The 428-nt window shown below is 51.2% G+C and carries 1 protein-coding gene; it reads right to left on the bottom strand.

Annotated elements, in window-relative coordinates; genetic code table 11:
• Positions 1-428 (bottom strand): EF-Tu/IF-2/RF-3 family GTPase (locus tag V6E55_RS25670; RefSeq protein ID WP_316944136.1); only part of this gene is annotated, 428 nt, incomplete at both ends.

The raw sequence follows: 428 nt of genomic DNA, 5'->3' as shown, positions 1-428 counted from the left end.
ATGTACACTTCAGATTCGAACTTGGTGTGTGGCTTGATTGAGCCTGGCTTCGCCAGAACCTGACCACGTTCGATTTCTTCACGTTTGATACCACGCAGCAGAACACCAACGTTCTCACCAGCACGGCCTTCGTCCAGCAGTTTGCGGAACATTTCAACGCCAGTACAGGTAGACTTCGCAGTCTCTTTGATACCAACGATTTCAACTTCTTCACCAACTTTGATGATACCGCGCTCTACACGACCGGTAACAACGGTACCACGACCGGAGATGGAGAATACGTCTTCGATTGGCAGCAGGAATGGCTTGTCAATCGCACGCTCTGGTTCTGGGATGTAAGAATCCAGGAAGCCAGCCAGTTCGATGATTTTCGCTTCCCACTCTGCGTCGCCTTCCAGCGCTTTCAGAGCAGAACCACGAACGATTGG

Source organism: Enterobacter sp. 342 (assembly GCF_036663495.1).
Classification (GTDB): domain Bacteria; phylum Pseudomonadota; class Gammaproteobacteria; order Enterobacterales; family Enterobacteriaceae; genus Enterobacter.
The sequence above is the reverse complement of the archived record's forward strand: the minus strand, read 5'-3'. Positions and strand labels throughout refer to the sequence as shown.